This is a genomic window from Cupriavidus sp. C2SS-8b, from assembly GCF_057073745.1.
Genome location: NZ_CP172716.1, coordinates 841021 through 866853, shown reverse-complemented (window position 1 = coordinate 866853; position 25833 = coordinate 841021). Strand labels below are relative to the sequence as shown.

Annotated in this window: 24 protein-coding genes; 19 read left to right on the top strand and 5 right to left on the bottom strand. The window is 66.9% G+C overall.

Going from position 1 to position 25833, the window contains the following annotated elements; translation table 11 throughout:
• The first annotated feature begins 21 nt into the window (after positions 1 to 21).
• Both ACIGJB_RS03965 and ACIGJB_RS03960 read left to right on the top strand, forming a co-directional pair.
• Positions 22 to 1491, top strand: a complete 1470-nt coding sequence (locus ACIGJB_RS03965) for an NfeD family protein (protein ID WP_483731499.1) — start codon at positions 22 to 24, stop codon at positions 1489 to 1491.
• 2 nt (positions 1492 to 1493) lie between these two features.
• Complete coding sequence (locus tag ACIGJB_RS03960; protein WP_483731498.1) at positions 1494 to 2264, top strand: slipin family protein; 771 nt, start codon at positions 1494 to 1496, stop codon at positions 2262 to 2264.
• Positions 2265 to 2539: 275 nt separating this feature from the next.
• Here the strand turns inward: ACIGJB_RS03960 and alaS are convergent, their stop codons facing one another.
• Positions 2540 to 5164, bottom strand: coding sequence for an alanine--tRNA ligase (alaS, locus tag ACIGJB_RS03955; protein WP_483731497.1), 2625 nt, complete (start codon positions 5162 to 5164; stop codon positions 2540 to 2542).
• 289 nt (positions 5165 to 5453) lie between these two features.
• Here alaS and ACIGJB_RS03950 point away from each other — a divergent pair, with 289 nt between their 5' ends.
• The 3 genes from ACIGJB_RS03950 to ACIGJB_RS03940 all read left to right on the top strand — a co-directional run bounded on the left by ACIGJB_RS03950 (position 5454) and on the right by ACIGJB_RS03940 (position 8317).
• Positions 5454 to 6674 (top strand): CaiB/BaiF CoA transferase family protein, encoded by a 1221-nt coding sequence (locus ACIGJB_RS03950; protein WP_483731496.1) that lies wholly within the window; start codon positions 5454 to 5456, stop codon positions 6672 to 6674.
• Positions 6675 to 6816: 142 nt separating this feature from the next.
• Positions 6817 to 7272, top strand: coding sequence for a DUF2214 family protein (locus ACIGJB_RS03945; RefSeq protein ID WP_483731495.1), 456 nt, complete (start codon positions 6817 to 6819; stop codon positions 7270 to 7272).
• A 40-nt stretch (positions 7273 to 7312) separates the two neighbouring features.
• Positions 7313 to 8317, top strand: a complete 1005-nt coding sequence (locus tag ACIGJB_RS03940; RefSeq protein ID WP_483731494.1) for a Bug family tripartite tricarboxylate transporter substrate binding protein — start codon at positions 7313 to 7315, stop codon at positions 8315 to 8317.
• Between the two features lie 4 nt (positions 8318 to 8321).
• Here the strand turns inward: ACIGJB_RS03940 and ACIGJB_RS03935 are convergent, their stop codons facing one another.
• A complete protein-coding gene (locus ACIGJB_RS03935) occupies positions 8322 to 10088 on the bottom strand; it encodes a potassium/proton antiporter (RefSeq protein ID WP_483731493.1) in 1767 nt (588 codons plus the stop codon).
• 348 nt (positions 10089 to 10436) lie between these two features.
• Between ACIGJB_RS03935 and ACIGJB_RS03930 the strand changes: the two genes are divergently transcribed.
• Both ACIGJB_RS03930 and ACIGJB_RS03925 read left to right on the top strand, forming a co-directional pair.
• Positions 10437 to 10898 (top strand): tripartite tricarboxylate transporter TctB family protein, encoded by a 462-nt coding sequence (locus tag ACIGJB_RS03930; protein WP_483731492.1) that lies wholly within the window; start codon positions 10437 to 10439, stop codon positions 10896 to 10898.
• 12 nt (positions 10899 to 10910) lie between these two features.
• Entirely contained in the window at positions 10911 to 12413 is a 1503-nt protein-coding gene (locus ACIGJB_RS03925) for a tripartite tricarboxylate transporter permease (RefSeq protein ID WP_483731491.1), read from the top strand.
• Between the two features lie 107 nt (positions 12414 to 12520).
• Here the strand turns inward: ACIGJB_RS03925 and ACIGJB_RS03920 are convergent, their stop codons facing one another.
• Complete coding sequence (locus ACIGJB_RS03920; protein WP_483731490.1) at positions 12521 to 13405, bottom strand: LysR substrate-binding domain-containing protein; 885 nt, start codon at positions 13403 to 13405, stop codon at positions 12521 to 12523.
• Positions 13406 to 13609: 204 nt separating this feature from the next.
• On the opposite strand from ACIGJB_RS03920, the gene ACIGJB_RS03915 reads away from it, so the two are divergent.
• The 3 genes from ACIGJB_RS03915 (at position 13610) to ACIGJB_RS03905 (ending at position 17310) form a co-directional block, all read left to right on the top strand.
• Positions 13610 to 14587 (top strand): Bug family tripartite tricarboxylate transporter substrate binding protein, encoded by a 978-nt coding sequence (locus ACIGJB_RS03915; RefSeq protein WP_483731489.1) that lies wholly within the window; start codon positions 13610 to 13612, stop codon positions 14585 to 14587.
• 56 nt (positions 14588 to 14643) lie between these two features.
• Positions 14644 to 16269: a gamma-glutamyltransferase gene (gene ggt, locus ACIGJB_RS03910; protein ID WP_483731488.1), complete on the top strand. Its 1626-nt coding sequence runs from the start codon at positions 14644 to 14646 to the stop codon at positions 16267 to 16269.
• A gap of 180 nt (positions 16270 to 16449) precedes the next feature.
• Positions 16450 to 17310 carry a PhzF family phenazine biosynthesis protein gene (locus tag ACIGJB_RS03905; RefSeq protein ID WP_483731487.1) on the top strand — a complete coding sequence of 287 codons (861 nt, stop codon included), beginning with the start codon at positions 16450 to 16452 and terminating at the stop codon, positions 17308 to 17310.
• Between the two features lie 31 nt (positions 17311 to 17341).
• On the opposite strand, the gene ACIGJB_RS03900 is transcribed toward ACIGJB_RS03905, so the two are convergent.
• Positions 17342 to 18781 carry a CoA transferase gene (locus tag ACIGJB_RS03900; RefSeq protein WP_483731486.1) on the bottom strand — a complete coding sequence of 480 codons (1440 nt, stop codon included), beginning with the start codon at positions 18779 to 18781 and terminating at the stop codon, positions 17342 to 17344.
• A gap of 255 nt (positions 18782 to 19036) precedes the next feature.
• On the opposite strand from ACIGJB_RS03900, the gene ACIGJB_RS03895 reads away from it, so the two are divergent.
• The 7 genes from ACIGJB_RS03895 to ACIGJB_RS03865 all read left to right on the top strand — a co-directional run bounded on the left by ACIGJB_RS03895 (position 19037) and on the right by ACIGJB_RS03865 (position 23617).
• Positions 19037 to 20797: a glutamine--tRNA ligase/YqeY domain fusion protein gene (locus ACIGJB_RS03895; protein ID WP_483731485.1), complete on the top strand. Its 1761-nt coding sequence runs from the start codon at positions 19037 to 19039 to the stop codon at positions 20795 to 20797.
• A complete protein-coding gene (locus ACIGJB_RS03890; RefSeq protein ID WP_483731484.1) occupies positions 20797 to 21039 on the top strand; it encodes an RNA-binding S4 domain-containing protein in 243 nt (80 codons plus the stop codon). Before ACIGJB_RS03895 ends, ACIGJB_RS03890 begins: the two co-directional genes overlap by 1 nt.
• A 63-nt stretch (positions 21040 to 21102) precedes the next feature.
• Complete coding sequence (locus ACIGJB_RS03885; protein ID WP_483731483.1) at positions 21103 to 21489, top strand: MAPEG family protein; 387 nt, start codon at positions 21103 to 21105, stop codon at positions 21487 to 21489.
• A 13-nt stretch (positions 21490 to 21502) separates the two neighbouring features.
• On the top strand, positions 21503 to 22090 hold the full coding sequence (locus tag ACIGJB_RS03880) for a YceI family protein (protein ID WP_483731482.1): 588 nt from the start codon (positions 21503 to 21505) through the stop codon (positions 22088 to 22090).
• A 110-nt stretch (positions 22091 to 22200) separates the two neighbouring features.
• The gene (locus ACIGJB_RS03875; protein ID WP_483731481.1) at positions 22201 to 22509 is read left to right on the top strand and encodes a hypothetical protein; all 309 of its coding nucleotides are present in this window, start codon (positions 22201 to 22203) and stop codon (positions 22507 to 22509) included.
• 126 nt (positions 22510 to 22635) lie between these two features.
• Positions 22636 to 23184 (top strand): YaeQ family protein, encoded by a 549-nt coding sequence (locus tag ACIGJB_RS03870; RefSeq protein ID WP_483731480.1) that lies wholly within the window; start codon positions 22636 to 22638, stop codon positions 23182 to 23184.
• Positions 23185 to 23269: 85 nt separating this feature from the next.
• Complete coding sequence (locus ACIGJB_RS03865; RefSeq protein WP_011297011.1) at positions 23270 to 23617, top strand: FKBP-type peptidyl-prolyl cis-trans isomerase; 348 nt, start codon at positions 23270 to 23272, stop codon at positions 23615 to 23617.
• Between the two features lie 45 nt (positions 23618 to 23662).
• On the opposite strand, the gene ACIGJB_RS03860 is transcribed toward ACIGJB_RS03865, so the two are convergent.
• A complete protein-coding gene (locus ACIGJB_RS03860) occupies positions 23663 to 23983 on the bottom strand; it encodes a hypothetical protein (RefSeq protein WP_483731479.1) in 321 nt (106 codons plus the stop codon).
• Positions 23984 to 24208: 225 nt separating this feature from the next.
• Between ACIGJB_RS03860 and ACIGJB_RS03855 the strand changes: the two genes are divergently transcribed.
• Together ACIGJB_RS03855 and ACIGJB_RS03850 are read left to right on the top strand one after the other, a co-directional pair.
• Positions 24209 to 24997 (top strand): gamma-glutamylcyclotransferase, encoded by a 789-nt coding sequence (locus ACIGJB_RS03855; RefSeq protein WP_483731478.1) that lies wholly within the window; start codon positions 24209 to 24211, stop codon positions 24995 to 24997.
• Between the two features lie 16 nt (positions 24998 to 25013).
• Positions 25014 to 25814, top strand: a complete 801-nt coding sequence (locus ACIGJB_RS03850) for an ankyrin repeat domain-containing protein (RefSeq protein WP_483731477.1) — start codon at positions 25014 to 25016, stop codon at positions 25812 to 25814.
• Positions 25815 to 25833: the final 19 nt, after the last annotated feature.

Here is a 25833-nt window from a genome sequence, read left to right as displayed (position 1 = left end):
CACTGTGCCACGCCCTTTGCGATGAGATTCGCCATTGCGCGCCTCGCGCACCCATGGCTTTATATCGGATTGCTGCTGGCCGGCTTCGCGCTTGCGGGGCTTGCAGCGTTGCCGCCCGCCTCTGTTCCGGCCGCCACCGGAGCAGGCGCCGGTCCCGTGTATGTCATACCGCTCAAGGGCGCCATCGGCCCGGCCAGCGCGGGCTTTGTGCTGCGCGGTATGGAGCGCGCGCGCCAGGGCAGCGCACAGCTGGTCGTGCTGGAAATGGACACGCCCGGCGGGCTCGACCTGTCGATGCGCGAGATCATCCAGGCGATCCTGGCCTCGCCCGTGCCGGTGGCCAGCTATGTCTTCCCTGGTGGTGCGCGCGCCGCCAGCGCCGGCACTTACATCCTGTACGCCAGCCATATCGCGGCGATGGCGCCGGGCACCAATCTGGGCGCGGCCAGCCCCGTGCAGATCGGCATCGGCGGCCCGCAGAAGCCGGAAGCGCTTCCCAACCCCTCGCCCGCCTCCTCGCCCGCCAGCGAGCCCGCCAGCGAGCCCGCGGCGCAGGACACCATGACCCGCAAACAGATGCACGATGCCTCGGCCTATATCCGCGGCCTGGCGCAACTGCGCGGCCGCAATGCCGAATGGGCCGAGCGCGCGGTGCGCGAAGCCGTCAGCCTGTCCGCGAACGAAGCCGTGGCGCAGCACGTGGCGGACATGGTAGCCACGGACCTGCCAGACCTGCTCCGCCAGGTGAACGGCAAGCGCGTGACAGCGGCAGGCGCCGCGCGCGTGCTGCAGACCAGCCACGCCACGATCGTCACGCTCGAACCCGACTGGCGCGCCCGCTTCCTGGCCGTGATCACCGACCCCAGCGTGGCGCTGATCCTGATGATGATCGGCATCTACGGCCTGATCTTCGAGTTTTCCACGCCCGGCATGGTCGTGCCCGGCGTGGCCGGTGCCATCTGCCTGCTGGTCGCGGCGTTCGCCCTGCATATGTTGCCGGTCAACTATGCGGGGCTGGGGCTGATCGCGCTGGGCATCGGCTGCATGGTGGCCGAGTTGTTCCTGCCCTCGTTCGGCACGCTGGGCGTGGGCGGCATCGTCGCGTTTGCCTTTGGCGCCGTCATGCTGATCGACACCGACGTTCCAGGATTCGGCGTGCCGATCGCCTTGATCGCCACGCTGTCGGCCATATCAGCCCTGTTCCTGTTCGGCATGTCGGCGATGCTGCTGCGCGCGCGCCGGCGGCCCGTGGTCAGCGGCGCCGACACCCTGGTAGGCAGTCGCGGCGAAGTGGTGGCCGACCTGCATGAGGAAGGCTGGGCCCAGGTGCGAGGCGAGAACTGGCGGGTGCGCAGCGCAAGCCCGCTGGCGCGCGGCACGCCGGTGCTCGTCACCGCACGGCACGGCCTGCTGCTCGACGTGGTCGCCGCTGGCAACGCCCCGCCGGACAGCGCGCCGCCAATCCCACCGATGCCAGACAAGGGAGCCTGACCATGGCCTACGGATTCAGCTTCGGCGGTGTGATCTTCCTGCTGGCATTGCTGGTGATCATGTCGTTCCGCGTGCTGCGCGAATACGAGCGCGGCGTGGTCTTCATGCTCGGGCGCTTCTGGCGAGTCAAGGGTCCGGGACTGGTGCTGCTGATTCCCGCCGTGCAGCAGATGGTCAGGGTGGACCTGCGCACCGTGGTGATGGACGTGCCCCCGCAGGATGTGATTTCGCGCGACAACGTGTCAGTGAAGGTCAACGCGGTGGTCTACTTCCGCGTGGTGGATCCCGAACGCGCCATCATCCAGGTGGCAAACTTCCTCGAGGCCACCAGCCAGCTTGCGCAGACCACGCTGCGGTCGGTGCTGGGCAAGCATGAACTCGATGAAATGCTGGCCGAGCGGGAGAAGCTCAACCTCGACATCCAGCAGGCGCTGGATGCGCAAACGGACGGCTGGGGCATCAAGGTGTCCAACGTCGAGATCAAGCACGTCGACCTGAACGAAACCATGATCCGCGCGATTGCACGTCAGGCCGAGGCCGAGCGCGAGCGGCGCGCCAAGGTGATCCATGCGGAAGGCGAACTGCAGGCTTCGGAGAAATTGCTGGAAGCGGCCCAGATGCTGTCACGCCAGCCTCAGGCGATGCAGTTGCGGTATATGCAGACGCTGACGCAGATTGCGGGGGACAAGAGTTCGACCATTGTCTTTCCGCTGCCGATGGATTTGCTGTCGGCTTTGGTGGGCAAGGCGGGGAATGCGGAGGGGCGGGAGTAGTGCTGTTTCGCTGACGTGGCCGGCAATGGGGGCCACTCCGAGATCAGCGATTTCGAAGGAGGTGGCTTCCACGAGCTTGGGCTTGTGCCCGCAGGAAAACGCGCTTTTTGGTTACTTTTTGTCGCTCGGACAAAAAGTGACTCGACGGCTACGCCGGCGAAACAGCAGCGCCCGCAAGGCACGACACCCGGACCGTCATCACGAGACCGACTGGCAACAACAAGCCAGAAAAAAAGGGCGCCGAAGCGCCCTTTCCTACAACCAAAACATAACGCTTAAACCTTCGCCGACACCCACTCCGCCACACCGGACAGCGCCTGCGGCAGATTCGCCGGATCAGTCCCACCAGCCTGCGCCATATCCGGACGGCCACCACCCTTGCCTCCAACCTGCTGTGCGACAAAGTTGACCAGTTCGCCAGCCTTGACCTTGCCCGTGGCATCAGCCGTCACGCCGGCGATCAGGCTGACCTTGCCGTCGGCCACTGCGGCCAGCACGATGGCCGCGCTCTGCAGCTTGTCCTTGAGCTTGTCCATGGTCTCGCGCAGCGTCTTCACGTCGGCGCCGTCGAGCTGGGCGGCCAGCACCTTCAGGCCCTTCACGTCGACCGCCTGCGCGGCCAGTTCGTCGCCCTGCGACGAGGCCAGCTTGCTCTTCAGGCGCTCCAGTTCCTTCTCCAGCGCGCGGACCTGCTCCTGCACCTGGCCGATGCGCGGCACCAGTTCCGAAGGCTGGGCCTTCAGCGCGGCGGCGGCTTCGTTCAGCTTGGCGTCGAGCTTCTGCAGGTAATGCAGCGCGTTGTCGCCGGTGATCGCCTCGACGCGGCGGATGCCGGCGGCCACGCCGCCTTCCACCACGATCTTGAACAGGCCGATATCGCCGGTGCGGTGCACGTGGGTGCCGCCGCACAGTTCCTTCGAGGTACCGATCGACAGCACGCGCACATCATCGGCGTACTTCTCGCCGAACAGCGCCATGGCGCCGCTCTTGACCGCGTCGTCGAACGGCATGACTTCGGCGTGCGTGTCCTGGTTGCTCAGGATCTCGGCGTTGACGATCTCTTCGACACGGCGGATCTGCTCGTCCGTCATCGGTGCGTTGTGCGAAAAGTCGAAACGGGTCTTGTCGGCGTCGACCAGCGAGCCCTTCTGCTGCACGTGGCTGCCCAGCACTTCACGCAGGGCCTTGTGCATCAGATGCGTGGCCGAGTGGTTGCGCACGGTGCGCGCGCGGCGCAGTGCATCCACCTGCGGCTGCACGGCATCGCCCACCTTCAGCGCACCGCCTTCCAGCGTGCCCTGGTGGCCAAATACGTCGGCCTGGATCTTGGTGGTGTCAGCAACGGCGAACACGGCATTGCCGGCCTTCAGCACGCCCTGGTCGCCGGCCTGACCGCCGGATTCCGCGTAGAACGGCGTGTTGTCGAGCACCACCACGCCGGTCTGTCCCGGCTGCATGGCGTCGACCGCGGCGCCGTCCACATACAGCGCGATGACCTTGGCCTGCGGCAGTTCCAGCGTCTCGTAGCCGTGGAATACCGTCTTGTCGCCCGAGTACTCCAGGCCTGCCGCCATCTTGAACTTGCCGGCGGCGCGCGCCTGCTCGCGCTGGCGGTTCATGGCGGCGTCGAACGCGGCTTCGTCCACGGCGATTTCCTGCTCGCGGCAGACGTCCTGCGTCAGGTCCAGCGGGAAGCCGAAGGTGTCGTGCAGCTTGAACGCCAGTTCGCCGTCGAGCGTCTTGCCGCCCTTGAGCTTCAGGTCGGCCAGCGCGGCATCGAGGATCGACATGCCGTTTTCGATGGTCTCGAAGAAGCGCTCTTCCTCGGCCTTCAGCACTTCGGTCACGCGGCCCTGGGCATCCGCCAGTTCCGGATAGGCCTGGCCCATCTGCGCGACCAGGTCAGCCACCAGCTTGTGGAAGAACGGGGTCTTCTGGCCCAGCTTGTAGCCATGGCGGATGGCGCGGCGCACGATCCGGCGCAGCACGTAGCCGCGGCCTTCGTTGCCGGGGATCACGCCGTCGACGATCAGGAACGAGCACGCGCGGATATGGTCGGCGATGACCTTCAGCGAGTTCTGGTTCAGGTTGTCGCAATGCGTTTCACGCGCGGCGGCCTTGATCAACGCCTGGAACAGGTCGATCTCGTAGTTGCTGTGCACGTGCTGCAGCACCGCGGCAATCCGCTCCAGGCCCATGCCGGTGTCCACGCACGGCTTGGGCAGCGGCGTCATGGTGCCCTGCTCGTCGCGGTTGAACTGCATGAACACGAGGTTCCACACCTCGATGTAGCGGTCGCCGTCTTCCTCGGGCGATCCCGGCGGGCCGCCCCACACGTCCGGGCCGTGGTCGAAGAAGATTTCCGAGCATGGGCCGCACGGGCCGGTGTCGGCCATCTGCCAGAAGTTGTCCGAGGCGTAGCGCGCGCCCTTGTTGTCCCCGATGCGCACGATGCGCTCTGCCGGCACGCCGACTTCCTTCGCCCAGATATCGTAGGCCTCGTCATCCTCGGCGTAGACCGTCACCCACAGCTTTTCCGCCGGCAGCTGGTAGACCTTGGTCAGCAGTTCCCACGCGTACTGGATGGCTTCGCGCTTGAAGTAGTCGCCGAACGAGAAGTTGCCCAGCATCTCGAAGAACGTATGGTGGCGGGCGGTGTAGCCCACGTTCTCGAGGTCATTGTGCTTGCCGCCGGCACGCACCGAACGCTGCGCCGAGGTGGCGCGGCTGTAGGGGCGCTTGTCGGTGCCGAGGAACACGTCCTTGAACTGCACCATGCCGGAATTGGTGAACAGCAGCGTCGGGTCGTTCGCCGGCACCAGGCTGGACGAGCGGACCACGGTATGGCCCTTCGATTCGAAGTACTGCAGGAACTTGCTGCGAATGTCGGAGACTTTCATGGGATGGCGGACGCTGCCCGCGGCGTGCCGGGCGCGACGAATCAGTGTTGGATTTGCAAACCGTTGATTATACGGGCAAGCCCGCTGCAAAAGGACATGGCAGCCGAGCGCGACAGAGCGACCCCGAGCCGGCCGACTATCGCCCATTTCCGGTGAAGTTAAGCGCAGCATAAAGCACTCGTCAACGTGCCTGCGCTGACCCCGGTGGTACATTTCAGGCTGCCCAGCCGGCCATGCCGCCGGTCCGGCAATCCCCTTTATACCCTGCATCCGGAGCCCCCTCACTGCCATGGGAGCCTTAAGCCATCTTCGCGTTCTCGACCTGACCCGTGTCCTTGCCGGGCCGTGGTGCGCCCAGAACCTTGCCGATTTCGGCGCCGACGTCATCAAGATCGAGCGGCCCGGCGCCGGCGACGACACCCGCACATGGGGTCCGCCGTGGCTCAAGGCCGAGGACGGCAGCGACACCGCGGAAGCCGCCTACTACCTGGCCGCCAACCGCAACAAGCGCTCGGTGACGTGCGACATCTCGTCCCCCGAAGGCCAGAAGCTGGTGCGCGAACTGGCCGCCCAGAGCGATGTGGTGCTCGAGAACTACAAGGTCGGCCAGCTGAAGAAGTACGGCTTGGACTATGAATCGCTGAAGGCAGTCAAGCCGGACATCATCTACTGCTCGGTGACCGGCTTTGGCCAGAGCGGCCCGTATGCGGCCCGGCCCGGCTACGACTTCATCATCCAGGGCATGGGCGGCTTCATGAGCCTGACCGGCGAGCGCGACGACCTGCCCGGTGGCGGTCCGCAGAAGGCCGGCGTGGCCATTTCGGACCTGATGACCGGCCAGTACGCCACCATCGCCGTGCTGGCCGCGCTGGCGTACCGCGATCGCACCGGCGAAGGCCAGTACATCGACATGGCCCTGCTCGACGTGCAGGTGGCGATGCTGGCGAACATGAACACCAACTACCTGGCCAGCGGCCAGGCGCCGCGCCGCTGGGGCAATGCGCATCCGAACATCGTGCCCTACCAGACGTTCCAGGCGGCCGATGGCTGGCTGATCGTCGCGGTCGGCAACGACGGGCAGTTCCGCAAGTTCGTCAACGACGGCGGCCAGCCGGAACTGGCGGACGATCCGCGCTTCGCCACCAACCCGCAGCGCGTGGCCAACCGCGACGTGCTGGTGCCGATCCTGGCCGAGATGGTCCGCACTCGCACCCGCGCGCAGTGGATCAGCGACCTGGAAGCCGCCGGCGTGCCATGCGGCCCGATCAACTCGCTCGACGAGGTGTTCGAGGACGAGCAGGTCAAGGCGCGCGGCCTGCGCGTGGACCTGCCCCACCCGAGCGCCGGCGAGGTCAAGCTGGTGGGCAGCCCGATCAAGATGAGCGTCACGCCGCCCGAGGCGCTGCGCCATCCGCCGCTGCTCGGCGAGCACACCGACACGGTCCTGACCGAGTCTCTTGGCTATAGCGCCGAACAGATCGCGGCGCTGCGCGCCAAGGGCGTGGTATAAGAGCCACTTGCGCCGGAACCGGCGCAAGTGGTTGTTGATCAGTCGTCCCCCGAAGCTGTTCCGCGCGGCCGGCATTGCCTGCGCCCGATGCCCCAGCGGGCCCGGGCCCCGGATCTCGTCGGTGGACCCACCCGGAGATTCCATGCTGACCGATGCCCTGCTGGCCTTCTTCCACTTCCTGGCCATCTTCCTGCTGATCACGCTGATGGCCGCCGAGGCCGTGGTGCTGCGCCCGGACATCACGCCGGCCACGGTGCGCCGGCTGTCGATCTACGATGGCGTGTATTTCGCGTCCGCGCTTGCGGTGCTGGCGACCGGCCTGCTGCGCCTGTTCTACGGCGCCAAGGGCGCCGACTTCTACCTGCACAACCCATGGTTCCACGCCAAGATGACGGTGTTCGTCATCATTGCGCTATGCTCGCTGCCGCCGACCTTCGCGATCGCTCGCTGGCGCAAGCAGAGCCGCAAGCTGCCCGATTTCGTGCCGCCGCCGTCCGAGATCAAGAAGGCCCGCCGCTGGGTCATGATCGAAGCCCACCTGGTCATCCTGCTGCCGCTGTGCGCCGTGATGATGGCGCGCGGCATCGGGGCCAGGTAAGGCACTGCAATTTCCGATTTTCCATTCCCCTGAATTCCCCATGCTGAATAAGCTGCTTGCCGCCACTGTCCTGGCGGCCATCCTGCCCGCCACGGCCGCCTTCGCGGCCACTCCGGCGACCGCTTATCCGACCAAGCCCGTCAAGTTCGTGGTGCCCTACCCAGCCGGCGGCCCGCTCGACACGGTCGCGCGCGCCATCGGCGAGAAACTGCGCGACAGCCTCGGCCAGCCGGTCGTGGTCGAGAACAAGCCCGGCGCCGGCGGCAATCTGGGCGCGGACTACGTCGCCAAGCAGCCGGCCGACGGCTACACCATCGTCATGGGCGCGGTGGCCACGCACGCCATCAACCCGACGCTGTTCAGCAAGATGCCGTATGACCCGGTGAAGGATTTCGCGCCGGTCACGCTGGTGGCGGACGTGCCCAATGTGCTGGTGATGCATCCGGGCAAGGCCGCGGAGCTGCACATCAACAATGTGCGCGAACTGGTCGAGTACGCGCGCAAGCATCCGGGCAAGCTGGACTACGCGTCCGGCGGCAACGGCAGCGCCGGCCACCTGTCGGGCGAGTTGTTCAAGAGCATGGCGAAGGTCAGCATGGTCCATATCCCGTACAACGGCGCATCGCCCGCGCAGTTGTCGGTGCTGTCGGGGCAGACCGACCTGATCTTCGACAACCTGGCCTCGGCCTCGGCCAATATCAAGGCGGGCAAGCTGAAGGCGTTCGCGGTCACCACCGCCAGCCGCGCAGCGGCCTTCCCGGAACTGCCGACCATCGCCGAAGCCGGCAAGGGCCTGGGGCTCGAAGGTTTCGATATCTCCACGTGGTTCGGCGTATTCGCGCCGGCCAACACGCCGCGCGAGATCGTTGACCGCCTCAACCACGACATCGTCGCCATCCTGAAGACCGACGATATGAAGGCGCGGCTGGCCCGCATTGGCGCGCAGCCTGCGCCGACCACGCCGGAGCAGTTCGGCGCGCTGGTGCAGCGCGAGCTGAAGAAGTACGCGCAGATCGTGCGCGTGTCGGGCGCGAAGGTCGATTGAGCAGTTAAGCCGGGCGCTTGCGGCGGATGCCCCAGCGCCGGACGCCCGTCGCGCCTTCGGTGCGGGGCAGCAGCAGGCCGACCTGGATGATGCGCGGCCCTTCCATGCGCGCCGCGGTCAGGTGCAGGCCGGCGATCACGACGCTGTCGCCCTCGACTGGCGGCGAGACGAAGCTGGCCTGCATGGCATCGCCGAGCGTCAGCGGCGACTCGGCAGCGGTCAGCTCCCGTTCGCCGTAAAGCCGCACCACATCGCGCAGGAACGCGTCGCCGGAGAGCAGGAAATCATGCGTCACCTGTTCCCACGCCGGCGCCGGGCCGGGCGCCTGGAACAGCGCCGCGAGCCGCGGCAGCACCGTGGCGGGCGCCATCACCGCCACCGTGTCGCCGGCGCGCAGCACGGTCTGGTCGAGCGGCGCGAGCGCGTCGTCGCGGGCGACCGTCAACAGCCGGCACCTGGGCGGCAACTCCAGCTGGTCGGCCCGGACATTCTCGACCGGCGCGTTGACGCTGACCCGGAACTGCATGACCTCCAGTGTCGGCCCATGGACCCCACGCAGGCGCGAGCGCGCCAGCGGCTCCGGAAATCCCGGACGCAGCACCCGGGCCAGGCGCGCGGCCGGCTTCACGGTCGTGCCTTGCAGCAGCAGGCTGGCCAGCACCACGGCAAACGCCACGCGGAAGATCAGGCCGGACTCCGGCAAGCCGCGCAGCAAGGGAAACAGCGACAGCACGATGGGCACCGCGCCGCGCAGGCCCATCCAGGCGATAAAGCCCTTCTCGCCCACGTTCAGCCGGAACGGCAGCAAGGCGAGGAACACCGACGCCGGCCGGGCCACCAGCATCAGGAACGCCGCCACGGCTATCGCGGGCAGCGCGATCTCCCAGATCCGGTGCGGCGCCACCAGCAAGCCGAGCAGCAGGAACATGGCCGACTGGGCCAGCCAGGCCATGCCGTCCATCGCGCGCATGGTGTCGGACGTCACGGCGCGGTCGCGGTTGCCGACCAGCATGCCGGCCAGGTACACCGCCAGGAAGCCGCTGCCGCTCAGGGTCTGCGTGATGGCAAAGATCATCGCGCCGCCGGAGCAGATCAGGATGGCGTGCAGGCCTTCCGCGACCTCGATGCGCTCCAGCACATGGGCCAGGCAGTAGCCGAGCCCGAGCCCCAACACAGCGCCGACGCCAAACTGCACGCCGAGCCGCATCGCCAGCGCCACCGGCGTCAGTCCGTTGGGCGCGGCAATCCACTCCATCAGGGTCAGCGTCAGGAAAATCGCCATCGGGTCGTTGATGCCCGATTCGATCTCGAGCACGCTCGCGACGCGGTCCTTCAGGCGGATGCCGCTGCTATGCAGCGTCGAAAACACGGCGGCGGCGTCGGTGGAGCCGACGATGGCGCCCAGCAGCAGGCCGAGCTTCCAGTCGATGTCCAGGATCCACGCCGCGAACACGCCGACCAGCCCGGCCGTCATCAGCACGCCCACGGTAGCCAGCGCGAGCGAGGGCCGCAGGGCGACGCGGAAGGTCGCATAGCTGGTACGCAGCCCGCCATCGAGCAGGATCACGGCCAGCGCGAGGTTGCCGACCAGGAAGCTGAGCCAGGTATTCGAGAAGCGGATGCCGCCTGGGCCATCGACGCCGGCCAGCATGCCCACCGCCAGGAACACGAGCAGGAACGGCACGCCGGCGCGTGCGGAGAAGGCGCCCACCACGATGCCCAGCGACATCACGACGGCGCCAATCAGGATGACGTGGTCAACACTTTCCAAGCGGTGCCTTTCTACCTTTCGGTACCTTACAGCGAGTGTCGCTACAGCCACCCGACTGAGCCGGGCGGAGCCTGTCTGATGATAGCGCAGCACCCCGCCAGCCTGCGCGCAGAAGCTGGCCCGATCACCCGCCAGCCCGCCTCCAGTCTCGCTTTGCCGCTTTTAAGCGCAATCTCATTAGGAGATACCCTCAGCATGACCAATATTGCAGACATCTGAAAGGTAGCTGAAAGGTCGCACCCTTACCTTGCACCCTGCCCGAGAGAAGGGCCGGCAGTGCGTCCGCTGTATGGCACCGCACCACCGGCTCCCGGCAGATTTCAAGCAGTCTTATCGAGGAGAATCATTTTGCGCATACGTAGCCAAAAGGACTTTGCCTCCGGCCTGATGTTCATCCTGGTCGGATTCGGCTTTTCCTGGGTCGCACGCGGCTATTCCATGGGAACCGCCGCAAAGATGGGGCCGGGATACTTCCCGTTCTGGCTCGGGATCGTGCTCGCCCTGCTGGGCGCGCTCGTGCTGTGGGGTTCGTTGTCCGCCAAGGCGGAAGAAGACCACCTGGCCCGCTGGGACATCAAGACGTTGTTGTGGATCCTCGGTTCGGTGGTGCTGTTCGGCCTGCTGCTCAAGCCTCTGGGCATGGTGCTGTCGGTGCTGGTGCTGGTGCTGGTGTCGTCGATGGCCAGCCACGAATTCAGCTGGAAGGGCGCGATCCTGAACGCGATCATCCTGGTGCTGATCAGCCTTGGCGCGTTCGTGTACGGCATCAACCTGCAGATGCCGGTGTGGCCGGCTTTCCTCGCAAGCTAAGGAGCCGCGAACATGGAATTGCTCTCTAACCTGGGGCTGGGCTTCGCTACCGCCCTCTCCTTCCAGAACCTGGCCTATGCCTTCCTGGGCTGCGTGCTGGGTACCCTGATCGGCGTGCTGCCGGGCCTGGGGCCGCTGGCCACCATCGCCATGCTGCTGCCGGTGACCTACACGCTGCCGCCGGTGGCCGCGCTGATCATGCTGGCCGGTATTTACTACGGCGCCCAGTACGGCGGCTCGACCACGGCCATCCTGGTGAACCTGCCCGGTGAATCGTCGTCGGTGGTGACCACCATCGACGGCTACCAGATGGCAAGACGAGGGCGAGCGGGGGTCGCGCTGGCCACAGCGGGCCTCGGCTCGTTCTTCGCCGGCTGCGTGGCCACGCTGATCCTGGCCGCCTTTGCCGCGCCGCTGTCGGAACTGGCGTTCAAGTTCGGCCCCGCCGAGTACTTCTCGCTGATGGTGCTGGGCCTGATCGGCGCCGTGGTGCTGGCTTCGGGTTCGCTGGTCAAGGCGATCTCGATGATCGTGCTGGGCCTGCTGCTGGGCCTGGTCGGCACCGACGTGAACTCGGGCGCCGCGCGCTTTTCGTTCGACGTGCCTGAACTGACCGACGGCCTGAACTTCGTGTCGGTGGCCATGGGCGTGTTCGGCTTCGCGGAAATCATCGCGAACCTGGAACAGAAGGACGCCCGCGAGACGTTCACCGACCACATCACCAACCTGTTCCCGACCAAGGCTGACTTCAAGCGCATGATCCCGGCCGTGCTGCGCGGCACAATGCTGGGTTCGGCGCTGGGCATCCTGCCGGGCGGCGGTGCGGCGCTGGCTTCGTTTGCGGCCTATTCGCTGGAAAAGAAGACCTCGAAGTACTCGCATGAGTTCGGCAAGGGCGCGATCGAAGGCGTGGCGGGTCCGGAATCGGCCAACAACGCCGCGGCACAGACCTCGTTCATTCCGCTGCTGACGTTGGGCATTCCGCCCAACGCTGTGATGGCGCTGATGGTCGGTGCGATGACCATCCACAACATCCAGCCTGGTCCGCAGGTGATGTCGAGCAACCCGGCGCTGTTCTGGGGCCTGATCGCCTCGATGTGGATCGGCAACTTCATGCTGATCGTGCTGAACCTGCCGCTGATCGGCATCTGGGTGAAGCTGCTTAAGGTGCCTTACCGCTACCTGTACCCGGCCATCCTGACGTTCTGCTGCATCGGCGTCTATTCGGTCCAGAACACCACCTTCGACGTGTTCCAGACCGCGGCCTTCGGCGTGATCGGCTACCTGTTCATCAAGCTCAAGTGCGAACCGGCGCCGCTGCTGCTCGGCTTCGTGCTGGGACCGATGATGGAAGAGAACTTCCGCCGCTCGCTGCTGCTGTCGCGTGGTGACTTCAGCGTGTTCGTGACCCGTCCGCTGTCGATGGGCCTGCTGATCGCCGCTGCAGTGCTGGTGCTGATCGTGGCCTCGCCGTCGATCAAGGCCAAGCGCGAGGAAGCATTCCAGGAAGAATAAAAAGTAGGACCGCCGGCCATTGGCCGGCAATGCTGTGCAATGCCGGGGCGTCGCGAGACGCCCCTTTTTTCATTGCGCGTCGACGTCCGCCGCGACCGCTCCGCCGCTCAGCCGCCAAACAATTCGGCGCAAGCCGTCCTGACCGCGCTGGTCACATGTCCCCTGCCATGATCGCGCCGCTCCAGCATGCCGATGGTCCGCATGACAGGCTCGTCATTGACCAGCAGCGGCAGGATCCGCAGCGCCCCATCATCGCGCCAGCGCGCGCGCTGCAGCAGCGGCACTACGGTCACGCCAACCTCCTGCCGTACGAGTTCGACGAGTGCCTCGATCGAGTTCAACTCCAGGAACTCGTTGACACGCAGGTGCGCCCGCCGCAGCGCGCGATCGACCAGCATGCCGGTGCGCTGGCTGCGGTCGAAACGCAGGTAGGGATTGGCCGCCAGCGCTTCGCGCACGTCCTGCCCGGCACTGCCCTGTGCGGCAATGGCAACCAGCGGTTCATCGTAGAGCGGCGTCCAGCGCAGCGTGCCGGGTATCCGCGCGGCGCCTTCGACCAGGATGGCGGCATCGAGCTCGCCCGACTCGACCATCGCCGCCAGTTCGATGGACTTGGCCCCGACCAGCCTGACTTCCAGCGCCGGATAGGCCCGCTTCATGCGCGCCACGACATGCGACAGGCCGCCCATCACCGATACCACCGCGCCCACGGCCACCGCGCCGGCCATGGCCTCTGGCTGGGCCTGCGGCAGGCGCATCTCGTCATACAGGGCGAGCAGGTGCCGCGCGCGCGGCAACAGCTCGCGCCCGTCGGCATTCAGGACGGCGACGCGACCGCTGCGGTCGAACAGCTCGCGGCGCAGCTCGGTTTCCAGCGATCTCATCTGCAGGCTTACAGCGGCCTGCGTGAGCGCGACATGGCCGGCGGCGGCGGCGAAGGAACCATGTTCGGCCACGGCAACAAAGGTACGCAGGAATCGGATCGTGCTCATCGGGACATCGGCAAAGCGCCATTGGACTAGGCGCGAACCACAAGGAAAACTTGTGTCAAGGAAAAGAAATATTAGCTTTCTTTGTGATACCGGGCGCGGAATAATAATGGGCAGGCACCCGTGATGCTGCGAGCATCCGGTCTGCCGGCCCTGACGTTGTTCCGCTGTTCCGCCGACCTGATTCGCCCGATTCCGGAGAACCGAATGAAATCCTGGCTGCGCCTGCTCGGCTTCGGCCTTGCCTCTGGTCTTTGCCTGGCCGCGACGCCGGCCCTGGCCGACAACTACCCCAGCAAGCCGATCCGCCTGATCGTGCCGTTCCCGGCCAGCGGCGCCACCGACCTGCTCGCGCGCGCGATCGCGCAAAAGGTCGGCGCCAACATCGGGCAGCAGATCGTGGTGGACAACCGGCCCGGCGCGGGCGGTGCCATCGGCTCGGACATGGCGGCGAAGGCGCCGCCTGACGGCTACACGCTGCTGATCGCCACGACCAGCACGCATTCGATCGGCCCGTACATCAACACGCGCCTGCCCTACAACACCGAATCCGACTTCACGCCGGTCGGCCAGGTCGCGATTGCCACCAATGTGCTGGTGGTGCCCAACAGCTTGCCTGTGAAGAACGTGCGCGAGCTGATCGACTACGCAAAGAAGCACCCGGGCGAACTGAACTACGCGTCCAGCGGCAACGGCACCGTCGTGCACCTGACCGCGGAGGCGTTCAAGGCCCAGGCCGGCGTCTTCATCACCCACATCCCCTACCGTGGCACGGCGCTCGCGGTACCGGACCTGATCTCGGGCAAGGTGCAGGTGCTGTTCGACAGCATCGTGTCCGGCCTGCCGCACGTGAAGGACGGCAAGCTGAAGGCGCTGGCCGTGACGAGCCTGAAGCGTTCGCCGCTGGCGCCGGAGATTCCGACCGCCAGCGAATCGGGCCTGCCCGGCTTTGAATCGGATACCTGGTTCGGCATCTACGGCCCCAAGGGCATGCCGGCCGACCTGGTCAACCGGCTCAACGCCGAATTCAACAAGGCCATCCAGTCGCAGGACGTGAAGGACCGCCTGGCCAAGCTCGGCGCCGAGCCCGTCGGCGGCACGCCGGCACAGTTCGCGGCGATGGTGAAGAAGGACAGCGCCCGCTGGGGCAAGCTGATCAAGGATCGCAAGATCACGGCAGAATGACGTGATGCCGCGGCCGGCTCCGCCAGGCCGGCGGCCACGAGACAACGGACAAGACCATGCAGAACTTCAACTGGACCAACCCCTACCCCTCCGTCCGCATTCCGCTGTTCGCGCGCAACGTGGTGTCGACCTCGCATCCGCTCGCCGCGCAGGCGGGCCTGCGCATGCTGCTCAAGGGCGGCAATGCCGTGGATGCGGCAATAGCGGCCGCGGCAACGATCACGCTCGTCGAGCCCGTGTCCTGCGGCCTGGGCAGCGACGCCTTTGCCATCCTGTGGGACGGCAAGGCACTGCACGGCCTGAACTCGTCCGGCGTCGCGCCGGCCGCCTGGAACCCAGAGTATTTCAAGAGCAAGTACGGCACCGATGCCAACGGACTGGCGAACCGCCCGATCCGCGGGTGGGACTCGGTCACGGTTCCCGGCGTGGTCGCGGGCTGGGCCGCGCTGCATGAACGCTTCGGCAAGCTGCCGTTTGCCGACCTGATGGAACCGGCTATCGAGATCGCCGAACGTGGCTACGCCGTGCCGCCCGTGGTGGCGCACAAGTGGGCCGCGGCGGTGCCGGAGCTGAAGGACCAGCCGGGCTTTGCCGAGACCTTCATGCCCAACGGCCGCGCGCCGCAGGTCGGTGAAAAGTTCACGATGAAGGCCGCCGCCGAGACGCTGCGCAAGATCGGCGAGACGCGTGGCCGCTCGTACTACGAAGGCGAGATCGCCGAAAAGATCGCCGCCTTCAGCAAGCAGTGCGGCGGCGCGATGACGCTGGACGACCTGCGCAACTACCGGCCCGACTGGGTCAAGCCGATCAGCAAGTCCTATCGCGGCTACGAGCTGCACGAGATCCCGCCGAACGGCCAGGGCATCGCGGCGCTGATCGCGCTGGGCATCCTCGATCAGTTCGACATGAGCGCCCTGCCGGTCGACTCGGTCGATTCGCAGCACCTGCAGATCGAAGCGATGAAGCTGGCGTTCGCCGACCTCTACCGCTACGTGGCCGACCCGCGCAGCATGGAAGTCACGCCCGAGCAGATGCTCGATGACGCCTACCTGAAGTCGCGCGCGAAGCTGATCGACATGCAGCGCGCCACGCATTTTGATTTCGGCATGCCCAAGGTTGGCGGCACCATCTACCTGACCGCGGCCGATGAGAACGGCATGATGATCTCGTTCATCCAGTCCAACTACATGGGCTTCGGCTCGGGCGTGGTGGTGCCGGGTACCGGCATCAGCCTGCAGAACCGTGGCGTGGGCTTCTCGATGGATCCGAAGTCCGCCAACGTGGTCGCGGGCGGCAAGCGGCCGTTCCACACGATCATCCCTGCGTTCCTGACGAAGGACGGCCAGCCGGTGATGAGCTTCGGCGTGATGGGCGGCGACATGCAGCCGCAGGGCCACCTGCAGACGGTGGTCCGCATGCTCGACTACAAGCAGCAGCCGCAAGCGGCCTGCTGCGCGCCGCGCTGGAAGGTCAACCGAGACTTCACGCTGGACGTGGAAAGCACGATGGACCCGGCCACCGTCGAAGGCCTGAAGGCACGTGGCCACCAGCTCAAGTCGGTGGACGATCCGTACATGGATTTTGGCTCGGGCCAGTTCATCTGGCGCTTGTCGGATGATGCCGAGCATGGTTATGTCGCCGCCAGCGACAGCCGGCGCGACGGACAGGCCGTCGGCTACTGACCGCCGTCCCCGCCACAGCACGAAGGGCGCTTCCGGATACGGGCAGCGCCCTTTTTGTTGGACGCGTTTCGCGGTTCACGCATCCGCGGTAACTGGCCCGTCGGCCGGCAGCGCAACTGTCCATGGCACCCCGATGTCACGCGGCTACACTGTGGTGCAATCCCGGCTGCAAAGACCATCATGACCACCTACGCCTTTCGCCTGCTCAACGTCTTTGCCGAATCCACGTTCGGCGGCAACCCGCTGTGCGTCTTCGAGGATGCCCGTGGCATGGACGACGCCACCATGCAGGCGCTGGCGCTGCAGTTCAACCTGTCCGAAACCACCTTCATCCTGCCTTCGGAACAGGCGCATGCGCAGGTGCGGATCTTCACGCCCGGCTATGAAATGCGTTTTGCGGGACATCCGACACTCGGCACCGCGCATGTCGTGCGCGACCTGGCTGGAAGCGGCGACCGGCTCACGCTCGAATTCAAGGCCGGCGTGGTGCCTGTCGAAGCCAGCGGCGACGTCTGGACCTTCACGGCCCCGCACGCCGGCCCGCCCAAGACCGCCGCGGTCAACCTGCCCGATGCGGAAATGGCGGCACAGCTGGGACTGGAAGCGCGCGACCTGCTGACCTCCCCAATGTGGGTCGATACCGGTGCGGACCAGTTGCTGGTTGCGGTCCGCAGCACGGATGCCGTACATCGCGCCCGGCCGGACACCGCGCGGCTGGAGCAATGGCCGCAAAGCAGCCTGGGCCGCAAGACCGCCTATGTATTCGCCTTTGATCCGACCCGGCCCGGCCGCGTGCTCGCGCGGTATTTCTTCAGCAAGCAAGGCGGCGGGGTGTCGGAAGATCCGGGCACCGGGTCCGCATGCGCCAACCTTGGCGGCTGGCTGCTGGCCAATGCGCACGTACTGCCGGCCGAGTACGAAGTCGACCAGGGTGCCGCCGTCGACCGTCCCTGCACGCTGCGGCTGGCCGTGACCGCGGCCGGCGCGATCCGTGTCGGCGGACGCGTGATCGAGATTGGGCGCGGCACGGTGACGCTGTAAGGGCCGTCCCGCTTCCTCAAGATCGCCCGCATCAGCCGCACGGCAGCCACTCCGGAGCGTGGGTACCAAGCGGTTCCGATGGCAGGGCCCAGCGCGCCGGCGTTTCCGACAACTGCGCTGCGTGGCGCACCACGGTCAGCATGCCGAAGCCTGATGGCAGGACTTCCAGCAGATCGGCCACGTCGTCGATTTTCTGCTCGGGCGCTTGCAGCCCGGCCGGCACGCGGCCCAGGCTCCGCAGCCACTGTCCGACCTGCGCCAGCGAAACCCGAACGTGCCAGCTGCCGCCCTCGGTAGCGCGCCGGTGCAGCGCCGCCATCGCCCCGAACGCCAGCAGGTAGCCGGCTGCGTGGTCGAGCACCTGGGCCGGCAACGGGTGTGGCGCATCTTCCCCGGCAGCCTGCGCTTCGGCATGGTTGAACCCCGTGGCCGTCTGCACCAGCGAATCGAATCCCCGCTTGCCCGACCACGGGCCGACATGGCCATAGGCACTCAGCGACACATAGACGAGCCCCGGCCGCGCACGGGCCGCAGCCTCCGGACCCACGCCGAGTTCGGCGAGGCCGCCGGGCCGGTAGCCCTGGATCATGACGTCGGCGCCGTGCAGCAGCTTGTGCAGCGTGCGCTTGTCGTCGGGATCGCGCAGGTCGAGCTCGCAGTTGCGCTTGCCGCGGCCGGTATCGATGACCAGCGGCGCGATCGACGGCAGGTGTGCCGCCGTGACCAGCAGCACGTCGGCGCCATGTGCCGCCAGCGTGCGCCCGGCCACCGGACCCGCGATGATCCGCGTGAAATCGAGCACCCTGACTCCGGAAAGCGGCCGGCCTTCGGCCGCTGGCAGCGCAGGCAGCGGTTGCGGCGGCGCTTCGCCGATTCGCTCCAGCGTGACCGGCGGCAGCCCGCGCAGCGCCTCGGCCTGCGGGTGCCGGTCCCATTCGTCGAAGCTGCGCATGGCCGCGACCACCAGGCCGGCATCGGAGGCCGTGGCTTCGAACGCCTCGGCTTCCCATTTGCCCAGCGCCGCCTGCACGGCCGCCTTGTCGTGGGCGCAGCCCAGCAGGCGCAGCACGCCGTCACGGTGGTGCGGGAAATTGGTATGCAGGCGGACCCAGCGGCCGTCCCCGCAGCGGTAGACGCCGGCGATCTTGTCCCACAACTCGGGCGCCGGCCCGCCATCCACGCGCAGGTAGCGTTCGCTGCGGAACTCGGTGATGGCGTGACGCATGTCCACATCCACCTGCTGCCAGCGGCCGGTGCGCTGCTGCCATAGCGCCGCGGCGGCCAGTGCCGAGGCTGCCAGGCTGGCCTGCGCCGCCGTGCCGACGGCAAAGCTGGACGGCAGCACCGGATCGGCGCCCGTCAGGACAAGATGGCCCAGGGCTTCGGCGGGCAGGCCGGCGCCTTGCCACAAGCCGGCGGCGACGTTGGCGGGCGCGGCAGGAACGGGAGCGGTATCGAAACTGGCAGTCATGGCGGCAAATCCCGGAAAGATGGCGGATGGCGCGAGGTCAGCGAGCCGGTGAAGGTACGGCCTCCATGCTACCCCCGCACGTCACTTTCGGCTGCCCCGGCGGACCGCCCGGGACAGCGCCGCACACAAAAGCGGGCACAAATCCGCCATGCTCGCGCCGGGTGGCGCCGCTGGCACGGTAAAATCCCAAAATTGGCAATCCGCCACGCAACACTGAAGACCGAGCGGTCCATCCAGCCGCCACACGGCGCCACCATGAGCCACGACAACAAGCCTACCGACAGCACGCCCGCCTCGCCCGCAGCCTCCAACTTCCTGCGGAGCATCATCGACCACGACCTCGCCGCCGGCACCTACGCCGGACGCCAGGACAGCCAGGGCGAGCCGCTGCCGACCGTCATCACCCGCTTCCCGCCGGAGCCGAACGGCTACCTGCATATCGGCCACGCCAAGAGCATCTGCCTGAACTTCGGCCTGGCCCGCGACTACGGCGGCCGCTGCCACCTGCGCTTCGATGACACCAATCCGGTCAAGGAAGATACCGAATACGTCGACTCGATCATCGACGCGGTGCACTGGCTGGGCTTCTCCTGGGACAACAAGACCCCGGGCGGCCAGCCGCACCTGCACTACGCAAGCGACTACTTCGACCAGCTCTACGCGTTCGCCGAGAAGCTGATCGAGCGCGGCGCGGCCTACATCGACAGCCAGAGCGCCGAGCAGATCGCCGCCAACCGCGGCAACTTCTCCGAACTGGGCAAGCCTTCGCCATTCCGCGACCGCAGCGTCGAGGAAAACCTGCAGCTGTTCCGCGACATGCGCGACGGCAAGTACAAGGACGGCGAGCACGTGCTGCGCGCGAAGATCGACATGAGCGCGCCCAACATCGTCATGCGCGATCCGGTGCTGTACCGCATCCGCCATGCGCACCACCACCGTACCGGCGACAAGTGGTGCATCTATCCGATGTACGACTTCACGCACTGCATTTCGGATGCGATCGAGAACATCTCACATTCGCTGTGCACGCTCGAGTTCGAGAACAACCGCCCGCTGTACGACTGGGTGCTCGAGCACCTGCGCGATTGCGGCGTGTTCCGCGATCCGCTGCCGCACCAGTATGAATTCGCGCGCCTGAACCTGACCTACGCGATCACCAGCAAGCGCAAGCTCAAGCAGCTGGTGGACGAGCAGCGCGTGGATGGCTGGGACGATCCGCGCATGCCGACCATCGTCGGCATCCGCCGCCGCGGCTATACGCCGGAGTCGATCCAGCTGTTCTGCGACCGCGTCGGCGTGGCCAAGGCCGACAGCTGGATCGACATGAGCACGCTCGAAGGCTCGGTGCGCGATGACCTGGACGGACGCGCCGCGCGCGGCGTGGCCGTGCTCGACCCGCTCAAGCTGATCCTCGACAACTACCCCGAAGGCCAGACCGAGGAATGCTCGGCGCCCGTGCATCCGAAGAAGCCAGAGCTGGGCAAGCGCGTGTTCCCGATCTCGCGCGAGCTGTGGATCGAGCGCGAGGACTTCAACGAGACGCCGCCGAAGGGTTATTTCCGCCTGTTCCCGGGCAACAAGGTGCGCCTGAAGTACGGCTACGTGATCGAATGCACCGGCGTGGACAAGGATGCCGACGGCAACGTGGTAGCCGTGCATGCCAACTACCTGCCCGACACCAAAAGCGGCACGCCGGGCGCGGACAGCGTCAAGGTCAAGGGCGTGATCCACTGGGTCAGCGCCGCAGCGGCTTATGAATGCGAAGTGCGCCTGTACGACCGCCTGTTCAACGACCCGAACCCGGATGCCGGCGGCAAGAACTTCCTGGAAGCGCTGAACCCGGACTCGAAGCAGGTCATCACCGCCTACCTCGAGCCGAGCCTGCGCGACGCCGCGCCGGAAGACCGCTTCCAGTTCGAGCGCCACGGCTACTTCGTCGCCGACCGTTCGGATTCGCAGCCCGGCAAGCCGGTCTTCAACCGCATCGTCGGGCTGAAGGACAGCTGGGGCAAGTGATGGCGAAGGCAGGCAAACCCCAGGTGCAGGTCATCACGTTCCCGCTCGATCGCGAGTTCATCGCGCTCAACGACCTGCTCAAGCTGGCGGGTGTGTGCGACAGCGGCGGCGCCGGCAAGGCGCTGGTCGCCGCCGGCGAAGTCTCGGTGGACGGCGAGCCCGAATCGCGCAAGACTGCGAAGATTCGCGCCGGCCAGGTCGTCAGCCTGTCCGGCATCGACATCCGGGTGGTCGCGGCCTGACGGCTGGCGGCCGGTGGCGGTGGGGCCGCTGCAAACAATGCAGCTTCACGGAAGGACGGAACCATGCCGATCGCATTCTGGTGTGTCCTCGTGGCGGGCATCCTGCCCGTCGTGACCGTGGCCATTGCCAAGGCCGGCGGCAAGGCCTTTGACAACCACGACCCGCGCGGCTGGCTGGAGCGCCAGAGCGGCCGCGCACGCCGCGCCGACCTGGCGCATCGCAACCATTTCGAAGCGTTCCCCTTCTTTGCCGCGGCAGTGCTGATCGCCACTCACCTGCAGGCGCCCCAGGCTCGCATCAACGAACTGGCGATGGTCTTCATCATCGCGCGCGTGCTGTACACCGTGTGCTACCTGACCGATCGCGCCACGCTGCGCACGCTGTGCTGGACCATCGGCTTCCTGTCGGTGGTCGGCATCTTCCTGCTGCCCGTCTTCGTGCATAACTAAGGAACGCCCCGCCATGCGCACGCGTTGCCTTGCGTGGCTATTGGCCGCCCTGAGCGGGGCCACTGTCGCGGCCCCGGTCGCCTACACCGTCGACCCGACGCATACAAGCGTCTACTTCGCCGCCAGCCACTTCGATCGCACCACGGTGCGCGGGCGGTTCGGCAAGATCGACGGGCGGATCGTCTATGACCCGGCCACGGGCGCCGGCGGCATCGACTTCACCGTGGAAACGGCTTCAGTCGACAGCGGCAACCGCAGCCTCGACGGCGTGCTTCGTTCGCCACAGTTCCTGGATGCCGCCAATTCCCCGGTGGCCCGGCTGCGAGCCGACCGCTTCATCGTCGAGAACGGCAAGCTCGTGGCCGTGGAAGGCGAACTCAGCCTGCTCGGCACGACGCGGCCGCTGCGGTTGGAAGTCGATCGCTTCAGCTGCGGCGAAATCTCGCTGTTCGGCATCCGCCGCAAGGTCTGCGGCGGTGACTTCCACGCCACCGTGGTGCGCAGCACCTTCGGCATGACGCGCTTCCTGCCGGAAGTGGGCGATAACGTAACCCTGCAGATCTCCGTCGAGGCGTCGCCCGCGGATTCGGCTGCGCCGTGACGGCATCCGATCACCTTTACGCCGGGATTTTTTTGTAGAATCGGCGGTTGGCTTCCCTACAATTGCCTGCCGCGCGTCGCATCCTGCGTGCCGGCGACGCGAGACAGACAATGATCGATATCCACTCGGGCGACATCGTGGCCGCCGCGCTGGCGGCGTCCGGCGCCTGCCTGCTGTGCGCCATCCCTCTCGAATTCCTGCGGCGCTTCCCGCTCTGGGCGGTGCGCACCTACGGCCGCGGCGCGCTGCTGCTGCCGTTCCTGGCCATGACGGTCGGAACCTGGCTGTTCCGCCTCACGCTGGCCGGCCAGCTCGACAGCCCTGCCGGGAACGCCATGGTGGTCGCGGCGGCCTTCCTGACGACGGTGCTGATGTCGGCGCTGGTGCGCTTCTACCTCAGCGACTACCGCAAGCGCTGACACCCGCCGGCTGGCCACGCGCCAGCCAGTTCGCGCCGGAGCCGGGCCCGGACATATGGCCGGCCGCCCGATTCACGTATGATGCGGCCTTTCGCGTCGCACGACGCGTGCCGTATCCCTTTCTCCATGGCGCTCAAATCCACCATTTTCAAAGCCGAACTGTCGGTGTCCGACATGGACCGGCCGTACTACGGCAGCCATACGCTGACCATCGCCCAGCACCCGTCCGAAAACGACGCGCGCATGATGGTGCGCCTGCTGGCCTTTGCCTGCGAGGCGAGCGAGACCCTCGCCTTCACGCGCGGCCTGGACGAACCCGACGAACCCGATTTGTGGGACCGCAAGCTGACCGGTGACATCGAGCACTGGGTGGAACTCGGCCAGCCCGACGAGTCACGCCTGAAGCGCGCGGCCGCCCGTTCGGACCGCGTCACGGTCTATGCCTACAACGGCGCCAGCGCGCGCGAGTGGTGGAAGGGCATGGCGGGCAAAGCTGGCAAGCTGCGCAATGTGACGATCTACAATGTGCCGACTGACGCGGTCGATGCGCTGGCCGCGCTGGCCCAACGTGCCATGCGCCTGTCCGTGACGATCCAGGACGGCGAAATCTGGGTCAGCGACGATGACCGCAATGTGCAACTGACGCTGGACGTGCTCCAGCGCGCCGAAAGCTGAGCAGACCCGGGCGCCTGACGCACTGGCCTGCTCCGCTCCCCCGCTCCAACCGCATCTTTTTGCACCAACCGGAAGGAATTACACCATGCAAACCACCCCGTCTGGCCTGCAGTACGAAGACACCACCGTCGGTTCCGGCGCCGAAGCCGTTGCCGGCAAGCACGTGACCGTGCACTACACCGGCTGGCTGTACGAAAACGGCCAGGCCGGCCGCAAGTTCGATTCGAGCAAGGACCGCAACGATCCGTTCGTGTTTCCGCTGGGCGCCGGCCATGTCATCCGCGGCTGGGATGAAGGCGTGCAGGGCATGAAGGTTGGCGGCGTGCGCCGCCTGGTGATCCCGGCCGACCTCGGCTATGGTGCACGCGGCGCCGGCGGCGTGATTCCGCCCAACGCCACGCTGCTGTTCGAAGTGGAACTGCTGGGCGTCTGACGCCGGCAGCGAGGCGGGCGCTGCCCGCTTCGCTAGTGGATGGCCTCAGAAACCGATGGCGGCGTTGCCGACATCGACCCGGACCTTGTCGCGGTCCAGCAGGCGCGCCGCGTGGCGGGCATAGTCCTGTGCCCACGCGGTATCGTTTGCAAAGCGCGACTCCCCTGAAAATTTGGCCACGTTCAGGATCTTGTCGATCACGAGCACCTTGCCGACCGGGCTCGACGCCTGGCAGTCCAGCTCGGTGTACTCCTTGTCGAACCAGCGCCACGCTGCCTCTTCCCCGACGGCCGCCAGTTCCGCCTGGCCGATCGAGAATTCGAACTCCTTGCCGTTGCCGAACACCACCGTAAGCGTACGCGCCATTGCCGGTTCTCCAAGGTCGGGATGATGCCGCCATTGTAGAGACTAGGTGGCAGGCTGAGCCAGTCCGAACCGGCCTCAACACAAGCCGGCCTGATCGAGGACAAGGCGGCCGTTGCGGATCGAGCGTTGCCTGGCGCCCACACCCTTGCCTGCCAGCGACCCAATATGGCGCTCGTGCCGCTTCCTGGCCCCGCCCGTCGGCCAACTTTGCATTATGCTGGCAACATGGCCATCACCCGACAGGACCTCGAAACGGACCGGCTGCGCACCTCGCTGTGCAGCACGCCGGTCGCGTCCGCCCTGTTGCCTGTGGAAGCCTTCGAGCGTTCCCTGCACGAGGCACTGGCCAGCCGCCCCGACGACGGCACCCTCCATGGCGATGTCTGGGTCTTCGGCTACGGCTCGCTGATCTGGAACCCGATGGTCGTGCATACCGAACGCCAGCGCGCCACCGTGCATGGCTACCATCGCGGCTTCTATCTTTACTCCCGTATCAACCGCGGCACCTGGGACAACCCGGGGCTGGTGCTTGGCCTCGACCGCGGCGGCTGCTGCCACGGCATGGTGTTCCGCATTCCGAGCCACGTGGTGGAGCAGGAATTCCGGCTGTTGTGGCGCCGCGAGATGCTGACAGGCGCCTACCATCCGCGCTGGCTGCGCATCCGCACGGGCCGGGCCGAGTCTTCGGACGGCCCCGAGCAGCGTGCGCTGGCCTTCGTCATGAACCGTGACCACGAGGGCTATGCCGGGCGCTTGCCCGACGCCAGCGTGGTGGAGCGGCTGCGTCACGCCGTCGGCCTCTATGGCCCGGCGCGCGAGTATCTGCAGCAAACGCTGTTGGGCCTGGCCACCCATGGCGTCGACGACCCCTACCTCGGCCGGCTGTGGCGCCAGCTCCAGGATCATGACGCCGCCGATGCGCAACGCGGTCATGGCGGGTCGGTTCATCCGTTGCAGTCTGGTGGCGAAGAGGCGCCGTTGCCCGCGCCGGCAAGCCCGCACGAGACCGTCTGACCCAGGAGCGAATGCCATGACGCGCCCCTTTGTCCGCACCCGCCGCCACGCGCTTGCCGAAATGCTGGGACTGATGGGCCTGCTGAGCTGTGGCGCGCTGCTGGCCGGCCAGGGTGGCCAGACGCTGGCGGCACGCCCCGCCCGCAATTCGGAGGAAGCGGGCGCGTCACGCGGCTCACACGGCAACGGTGCCCATGTGCCGAATCACGCGGAAGGGATCACGGCGCTGGACCGCAACCTGATCACCGCCGCGACGGGCGGCGACCTGGAACTCGTCAACCGCCTGCTGGCGGCCGGCGCCTCGGCGCAGGCCGTCGACGAACGGGGCCGCAGTGCGCTGCTGGCGGCGGTCTACAACCGGCGCGGCGACGTGGCGAGGACGCTGACGCTGGCCGGCGCCGACGTCAACCGCAAGGACGCGGAACTCAACAGCCCGTTCCTGCTGGCGGCCGCCACGGGGCAGGTCGAGGTGGTGCGGCTCTCGCTGTCGCATGGCGCGGACCTGGCCAGCACGGACCGCTACGATGGCACCGCGCTGATCGCCGCCTGCCAGCACGGCAATGTCGAGGTGGTGAAGCTGCTGCTGCAGAAAGGCATTGCCGTGGACCACGTCAACCAGCTTGGCTGGACGGCCCTGCTCGAGGCGGTGATCCTCGGCGATGGCAGCGCGCGCTATGAAGAGATCGTGCAGTTGCTGATCGACGCCGGTGCCGACGCCAACCTGGCCGACCGCGAGGGCGTGTCGCCCACGCGCCATGCGCGCGAGCGCGGCTACAAGTCGCTGGTCAAGATCCTCATGCGCGCGCGCGGTCACTGACCGCGGCGCGCACTGTTCC